Origin of the sequence: Xenorhabdus thuongxuanensis (assembly GCF_001908095.1) — a bacterium.
GTDB lineage: Bacteria > Pseudomonadota > Gammaproteobacteria > Enterobacterales > Enterobacteriaceae > Xenorhabdus > Xenorhabdus thuongxuanensis.
Genome location: NZ_MKGR01000026.1, coordinates 1 through 7,934, shown reverse-complemented (window position 1 = coordinate 7,934; position 7,934 = coordinate 1). Strand labels below are relative to the sequence as shown.

Here is a 7,934-nt window from a genome sequence, read left to right as displayed (position 1 = left end):
TTAGCTTGAACGAAGAGAAAGCCGCGTCATTTAGGCGCAGTCGGTAACATGCCCTTATAGGGCTAGAGCAAACCACCCGCTATGCGGGTGGTTCTGATTGTGAGTTATCAATAACTCAATTTAATATTGATATTGGCACCGCAGGCATTAGCATATCGGGAGAGTCTTGACCAATTCTGATTTAGACAAACCTGCGTTTTCCCGCATTTGGTATAGCAACTCTATAATACCTAGCTCTCTGTCTGCGTCGTTATATGCCTGGATAGCTTCTGGGGTGTTTAACATTTCTGATTTCAGTTGTTCAAAATCAATACCGTTCATTTTTTGAGAAAATTTGTATAAATATAACACAGATCAAGGTTTGCTATTGGTTGGGGGGATAGATGCTGATTGATCGTATTTCAGGTAGCTAGCCCAATAGTCATACCATTGGGCTAACTCAATCAGCTATTTTCTAAGTGTCGGTGGGAAACAGATCCCAGTACCACCTAAGCCACAATACCCTTCAGGGTTTTTGTGGAGATATTGCTGGTGATAATCCTCGGCAAAATAGAATGGTCCCGCTTCGCGAATTTCCGTCGTGATAGTGCGTTGGTCGTTATTTTGTGCCAGCGCTTGCTGATATTGGTCTCGGCTGGCAATTGCCTGTTTATATTGTTGTGGTGAAATCGTGTACAGAGCGGAACGATATTGAGTACCAATATCACCATGTTGACGCATACCTTGGGCGGGATCGTGATTTTCCCAGAACAGGGTAAGTATTTGCGAATAGGTAATTTTGGTTGGATCAAATACGATCTTGACCACTTCTGCATGACCCGTTAATCCAGTACACACTTCTTCATAAGTTGGGTTTGGCGTAGTGCCGCCGCTGTAACCCACGGAGGTAGTGTAAATGCCTTCCTGTTGCCAGAAAAGGCGCTCCACGCCCCAGAAACATCCCATTCCTACATAGGCAATTTCCATATTTTCAGGAATGTTCTCTATCGCATGCTGTGTGATGACGTGGTAGGGTGATACGGTTAATGGAGTGGCTCTACCCGGTATAGCATCTGGTGCAGAAACAGGTTGTTTTTCATTGGCTGAATTTGGCAAGATTCCCTCCTGTATATTCAAAGTTTTATGATTATATGTTGCTTGTATATTGTTAAAACTTTACCAGAATTAATTCATTACGGCATTTTTATATTGTTGAATTTTATTCAACCGAGAGATAAATATTAGGAGTTCGAGTGTCACGATATTCCCTCATAGGTGCGCTTTTTGTCTTTATCGTCACTCCATCAGCTTATAGTGCAAATTTACGATTGAAACTAGAAGGTCTTTCTGGAGAATTAGAAAAAAATGCCAGAGTGCAACTTTCCAATATCAGTACCGATGAAGTTTCTCCTGATGGCCGTTTTCGTTCTCGTGTGGAGAAAGCGATACGACAAGGGCTTCGTCCATTAGGATATTATGATCCCACTGTTGAATTTACCTATCAAGAGAACACACCTCCTGCCCGTCCTGTTTTAACTGCAAAGGTAACGCTTGGTGAACCTGTGCGAGTGGCCAAAGTGAATGTTGATTTGGAAGGAGGCGCTAAAACAGATAAAGACTATGCCATCCTGATTAAAAAAAATAGGCCAAAAGACGGAACCATACTCAATCACGGCGAATATGAAGATTTTAAAAGTTCATTGACGAATCTGGCGGTTAAGAAAGGCTATTTTGATGCCGTAATGAAAAAAAGTGAGTTGGGGGTAGCAAAAGATCTGCACGAATCTATTTGGGATTTTGATTTCGATAGCGGGCAACGCTATCGTTTTGGCTCAGTGACATTCTACGGATCTCAAATTCGTGAAACTTACCTGAATAACCTTATTCCTTTTAAACCAGGCGAATACTATTCCTCTGAACAATTAGCCGAATTTAACCGCCGTTTGGTGGATACCGGATGGTTTAATTCTGCGGTTGTTGTACCCGATTTTAAACTAGGGCGTGAGAGTAAGGATAAGTTATTACCATTAAATGCATCCTTAGTGCCTCGTTCTGCCAACTATGTTGAATTGGGGGGAGGTTATGGAACGGATGTAGGGCCTCGTGTTCAGACAAAATGGAAAAAACCGTGGCTTAATTCTCGTGGACACAGTTTGAGTACCAGCCTTAACCTTTCTAGACGCGATCAAATCATTGACGCATCCTACAAAATGCCGCTTAAAGTTAACCCACTGGAAGAATATTATCAGCTACAAACAGGTTATAGACGTAAAGATATTAACGATACCATTTCGGATACGGCAACCTTGAACCTTTCCCGTAATTGGGATCGTTTTACGGGTTGGCAGTACAGTGTGAATCTGCGTTGGAGCCTTAGCCACTTTACTCAGGCTAACGTAACAAATACCACCATGCTGCTTTATCCAGGATTTAGTCTTAGCCGTATTCGCCAGCGTGGCGGCACAATGCCTTATTGGGGAGATAGCCAGCGTTACTCGATTGATATTTCTGATAGAACCTGGCAGTCCAATGTCGATTTTCTCGTATTACAGGCTCATCATGTTTGGATAAGAACGTATCGGGAGAATCACCGTTTTGTGGTACGGGCAGATTTGGGTTGGATAGAGACTAGTGAATTTGACAAGGTGCCACCGGATCTCCGCTTCTTTGCAGGGGGGGATCGCAGTATTCGTGGCTATAAGTACCAAAAAATCTCACCGAAAGATAGTGCGGGAAAATTAGTTGGGGCATCAAAGCTGGCGGTTGGTTCGTTAGAATATCAATACAATATTTATGGCAATTGGTGGAGTGCGTTGTTTGTCGATTCCGGTGAAGCGGTGGATGACATTAGAAAGAGTAAATTTAAAACTGGCGCGGGAATTGGCGTGCGTTGGGCGTCACCGGTTGGGCCGATAAAATTTGATTTGGCAACGCCAATTGGAGATCCAGATAGTCATAATGTTGAATTTTATATTGGTTTAGGAGCCGAACTATGAAGTGGGCAAAAAGGGTTAGTATTGCTTTCCTGCTGATTGTTGGCTTGTTATTAGTGGCAGTTATCGGACTGGTTGGCACTCAAACTGGTTTGCATTTGGTGATCAACAGTGCGGCACGTTGGGTTCCTGGATTGGATATTGCGAGTGTCAGCGGAGGTTGGCGCGATTTAACGTTAAAAGGCGTCAAATATCAGATGCCAGGCGTTAACGTTAATGCAGATAATTTGCATCTCTCTATCCGGCTCTCCTGTCTGAAACACAGTCAGGTGTGCGTCAATGCATTGACAACTGAAGGGGTCACTGTTGCGGTGAATACCGCTGAACTTCCGCCATCGGCTCCTGTTACTGACTCAGAACCATTGACTGAATTGCAAACACCGTATCCTATCTCATTAGACTTGCTTTCTTTGAAAAATATTCATGTGCAGGTAGATGGTATCGCTATTGCATTGGATGAGTTTAAAACGGCTGCCCAGTGGCAGGAAAAACGACTGATATTAAAACCTACGGAAATTAATAGATTGCTGGTGGCATTGCCAAAAAGCACATCTGAAAAAACCGGTACAGCGCAAAAAATTGAGCAGCAGGCCGAAGTGGAAAAACCTCTGGGTGAAACGTTGAAGGCGTTATTTGCCCAACCTCTGTTAGCGGAGTTACCTGCTGTTCCTATTCCTCTTGATATCACGCTGGAGGGTATCCACGGTAGCCAGCTTCATTTGACGGGTGATACCGATATCAAGATTAACGATTTGCAGCTACAGGCCAGCAATCATGGGCAGGCAGTCGAAATAAAAACGTTAAGCGTACAGGCACCGGAAGGTTCACTGGCGATACGGGGGACAGCAAAGCTAGCTGAAAAATGGCCAGTTAACCTGGTGGTTAAGGGTAAGGTCAATGACTTAAATCATATCAATCTGGATGACTTAAAAGGGCAACAGATTGATTTAACGTTAAAAGGTGCGTTGTTACAGCAGCTTAATCTCTCATTGGAGCTTTCTGGCCCTGTCGCTGCCAGTTTGGATGCTCAGACTGAATTGGCAAAAGCAGGCTTACCTGTTCGTCTGACATTGAAAAGCCATCAACTGCAATGGCCACTTAAAGGCAAACCAGAATATCAGCTTGATGGCGTCAAGTTGCGCTTAAATGGTCAAGCCAGTCACTACGCTCTTTCCCTCCGCTCGGATATTAAGGGCAATGATCTTCCGCCAGCATCGTTGATGCTGGATGCAAAAGGTAATGAAGAATTGCTGAGGTTAACGCGCCTGCGTTTGGTGGCCTTGCAGGGGAAAGCTGATATTGCCGGCGTGGTTGATTGGAGCAAAGCCATTAGTTGGAATGCCAGACTCATTTTGGATGGCATCAATACGGCCAAACAGTGGCCGGAATGGCCTGCCAGGGTAGATGGTCAAATAGCCGTACGTGGCAGCCTGTATGGAGGAAGCTGGCAGCTTCAGATACCTGAAATTACCCTTGATGGTCATGTGAAGCAGAATGTTATCAAAGCGCGTGGCAAAGCATCGGGTAACGCCGCGGGACAGTGGGATATTCCTCAACTCGATCTTACCGTTGGGCATAATACGTTGAATGTACAAGGGCGGCTTACGGATCAGGCGTGGAAACTCGATGGTGACATTAATGCACCGCAATTAACTGGCTTACTGCCGGGTTTGGCTGGCTTTATTACGGGTAAAGTCAAATTGCGAGGCAATATGCAAACCCCGCAAATCGTGGCAGATTTGAATGCACGTGGGTTACGTTGGCAGGATGTGCTAAGAGTGGATAGCGCCGCGATCAAAGGTGATGTACGTTCGGCTGAGCAGATACAGGGCCAGTTATCGGTTGTTGTGCGGCAATTGCAGCAGGCGGATTTAACGATCAAGAGTTTGACGCTCAACGCGAAAGGCACAGAAAGGAAGCATGATGTACAACTGAAAATAGAAGGAACACCGGTATCAGGCCACTTGGCACTTAAGGGCAGCTTTGATCGTCAAAAGGAGCACTGGCAAGGCAGTATCAACGATACTGATTTTAATACGCCTGTCGGTGAGTGGCGTTTAAGCAAGGCGATAGCCATTGATTATTTCAACTTGCAGCAAAAGGCCATAGTGGGAACCCATTGCTGGCTTAATCCCAATGCTCATCTTTGTATCTCAAAACCTATTGAGGCAGGAACCAGCGGTCATGCACAAGTGGCACTTGAACGCTTTGATCTGGCTATGATCCAGCCATTCCTTGATAAAAGCACCCAACTTAAAGGGCTATTCAATGGTAATGCGGAGATCAGATGGACAGCAGGGCAGGAGTTGCCTCAGGCAAAAGTGGCCCTTCAAGGGAATGGGGTACAAGTTCGTCAGGTTGTGGAAGGTAATACATTACCGATTAATTTTGAAACGCTGACCTTACATGCAGGGCTGGCAGATGGCAAGGCTAATTTGGCATGGCTATTTAAATTGACTGGCAATGGGCAGTTAAAAGGCGATGTGCAGGTCGCTGATTTAGACGGTAGCCGAAAATTAGCGGGTAATGTCGATATTCAAGCACTTTCCTTAGGGTTGGTTAAACCCCTTTTGGATAAAGGCGAAAAAGCAGAGGGAGGATTAAATGCGAATTTACGTATTGGTGGCAATGCCAAAGATCCACTGTTGTTTGGTCAACTTAACGTTGATGCCCTGCAAATGAGTAGCCATTGGCTTCCGTTCGATATTACCCAAGGTCAGTTAGCCGTGCATTTTGCCGGTACTAGTTCTGATTTGCATGGCATGGTTAGAACTCCTAAGGGGCAACTCAACCTGAATGGTTATGCTGATTGGCGCAACTTAGATGCATGGTACGCCAGAGTGACAGCCGATGGTGATAAGTTACGTGTCACTGTCCCGCCGATGGTAAAGGTGGATGTCAGCCCAAATTTGGTGCTGGAAGCAAAACCAAACCTGTTGAAACTCGACGGTAATGTGGATATCCCGTGGGCACGTATTACGGTTCAGGAGTTACCGGAATCAGCGGTAGGTGTTTCTGCTGATGAAGTGATGCTAAATAACAATCTCCAGCCCATCGAGAAGAAAAAATCACCTATTTTGATTCAAAGCAACTTAAATGTTCATATTGGTAATGATGTGCATCTGAGTGCATTTGGTTTGAAGGCACAGCTTAAAGGAAATTTGAAAGTCCTTCAGGATAAGCAGGGATTGGGGCTGAATGGCCAGATTGATATCCCGGAAGGGAATTTCCATGCTTATGGGCAAGATTTGCAAGTGCGTAAGGGAACCATTATGTTCTCTGGCCCGCCAGATCAGCCATTGTTGAACATTGAAGCTATCCGTAATCCAGAATCGACAGCGGACAAGATCATCGCGGGGGTGCGTGTCACAGGATTGGCAGATAAACCGAAAGTAGAAGTTTTTTCTGATCCGGTAAAATCACAACAGGAAGCTCTGTCTTACTTGTTACGTGGTGAAGGATTGGAAAAAGGGGATTCTGACAACTCGCAAATGGCGGCTATGCTGATTGGGTTGGGGATTGCCCAGAGTGGCCAATTAGTCGGTAAGATTGGGGAAACTTTTGGCGTCTCTGATTTGGCTTTAGATACTCAGGGTGTGGGTGATAAATCTCAGGTAGTTGTCAGTGGCAGAATTACCAACAACTTACAAGTGAAGTATGGTGTGGGTATTTTTGACTCTCTGGCGACGTTGACGTTACGTTATCGTGTGATGCCAAGATTGTATCTGGAGGCGGTATCTGGTATTGATCAGGCTTTAGATCTGCTCTATGAGTTTGAGTTTTAAAGATGCGAGTTATTGTTTATGGCAGCCTGAGGCGAAAACAAGGCAATCATCACTGGATGACGGATGCCCAATTGTTGGGAGAGCACAGATTAGCAGGTTATGAAATTTATGATCTGGGGCACTATCCGGCGGTTGTCCGTGGCGAAGGAACCATTGAATGTGAAGTTTATCGTATTACGCCATCCATCCTGACAGAATTGGATGAGTTGAAAAAAAATGCTCAGGAGTACGAAAGGGAACTGATTGAAACACCGTATGGCAAAGCCTGGATCTACCTCTACAAATTACCTGTTGAGGGGTTGCACCGGATAACCTGTGGTGACTGGCTGAAACGCCATGAAGAAGAGTAAAAATTAGACAATCGAAAGACAAACAAAAACCTCTGTCCCTGGTCGGGGCAGAGGTTTTTTGGGATTAAAATCCGCAATTACTTGTCAGGATTACTTTTTAGCAGCGCGTTCGAAAGAAGACAGGATCTCAGCTTTAGCGGCTTCAGCATTATCCCAGCCTTCAACTTTAACCCACTTGCCTTTTTCCAGATCTTTGTAGTGCTCGAAGAAGTGAGTGATTTGGGCACGCAGCAGTTCTGGCAGATCGTTCACATCTTTGATGTGATCGTATTCTTTGCTCAGTTTAGTATGAGGAACGGCGACCAGTTTTGCATCTTCACCGGATTCGTCAGTCATTTTCAGGACACCAACTGGACGGCAGCGGATCACAGAACCTGGCTGTAATGGGTAGGGTGTTGGCACCAATACGTCAACTGGGTCACCATCGAGAGACAGGGTATTGTTGATGTAACCGTAGTTACATGGGTAGAACATCGCGGTTGACATGAAACGGTCTACAAACAGGGCACCAGACTCTTTGTCTACTTCATATTTGATGGGATCGGCATTTGCTGGGATCTCAATGATGACATAAATATCTTCAGGCAGCTCTTTGCCAGCCGGTACATTATTCAGGCTCATAAAACGGTTTCCTTCAATGTTAAACCAAAATGGAGTGCGGGCTATTATAGCCAAAACAGGCCAAAATTCCTCGGATTTTTCGGTGGTTGGCGGTGGCTTAAAAGCATAATCAGAACCACCCGCATAGCGGGTGGTTTGCTCTAGCCCTATAAGGGCATGTTACCGACTGCGCCTAAATGACGCGGCTTTCTCTTCGTTCAAGCTAA

At 45.2% G+C, this 7,934-nt stretch carries 5 protein-coding genes; 3 read left to right on the top strand and 2 right to left on the bottom strand.

Annotated elements, in window-relative coordinates; all coding sequences use genetic code 11:
* Window positions 1-447: 447 nt before the first annotated feature.
* Window positions 448-1,095, bottom strand: a complete 648-nt coding sequence (gene msrA, locus Xentx_RS14730) for a peptide-methionine (S)-S-oxide reductase MsrA (protein ID WP_074021055.1) — start codon at window positions 1,093-1,095, stop codon at window positions 448-450.
* A gap of 137 nt (window positions 1,096-1,232) precedes the next feature.
* Here msrA and tamA point away from each other — a divergent pair, with 137 nt between their 5' ends.
* The 3 genes from tamA to Xentx_RS14715 are packed head-to-tail and all read left to right on the top strand — an operon-like array spanning window position 1,233 to window position 7,107.
* Window positions 1,233-2,975 carry an autotransporter assembly complex protein TamA gene (gene tamA / locus Xentx_RS14725; RefSeq protein ID WP_074021053.1) on the top strand — a complete coding sequence of 581 codons (1,743 nt, stop codon included), beginning with the start codon at window positions 1,233-1,235 and terminating at the stop codon, window positions 2,973-2,975.
* Entirely contained in the window at window positions 2,972-6,757 is a 3,786-nt protein-coding gene (tamB, locus tag Xentx_RS14720) for an autotransporter assembly complex protein TamB (RefSeq protein ID WP_074021052.1), read from the top strand. Before tamA ends, tamB begins: the two co-directional genes overlap by 4 nt.
* A 2-nt stretch (window positions 6,758-6,759) precedes the next feature.
* Window positions 6,760-7,107 carry a gamma-glutamylcyclotransferase family protein gene (locus tag Xentx_RS14715; protein WP_074021050.1) on the top strand — a complete coding sequence of 116 codons (348 nt, stop codon included), beginning with the start codon at window positions 6,760-6,762 and terminating at the stop codon, window positions 7,105-7,107.
* Window positions 7,108-7,197: 90 nt separating this feature from the next.
* Here Xentx_RS14715 and ppa read toward each other — a convergent pair whose 3' ends face one another.
* The gene (gene ppa / locus Xentx_RS14710; RefSeq protein ID WP_074021048.1) at window positions 7,198-7,728 is read right to left on the bottom strand and encodes an inorganic diphosphatase; all 531 of its coding nucleotides are present in this window, start codon (window positions 7,726-7,728) and stop codon (window positions 7,198-7,200) included.
* Between the last annotated feature and the right edge of the window lie 206 nt (window positions 7,729-7,934).

Bases quoted from the DNA above. Each gene is read 5' to 3' on its own strand.
- ppa (WP_074021048.1), bottom strand. From the start codon at position 7,728: ATGAGCCTGAATAATGTACCGGCTGGCAAAGAGCTGCCTGAAGATATT.
- Xentx_RS14715 (WP_074021050.1), top strand. From the start codon at position 6,760: ATGCGAGTTATTGTTTATGGCAGCCTGAGGCGAAAACAAGGCAATCAT.
- tamB (WP_074021052.1), top strand. From the start codon at position 2,972: ATGAAGTGGGCAAAAAGGGTTAGTATTGCTTTCCTGCTGATTGTTGGC.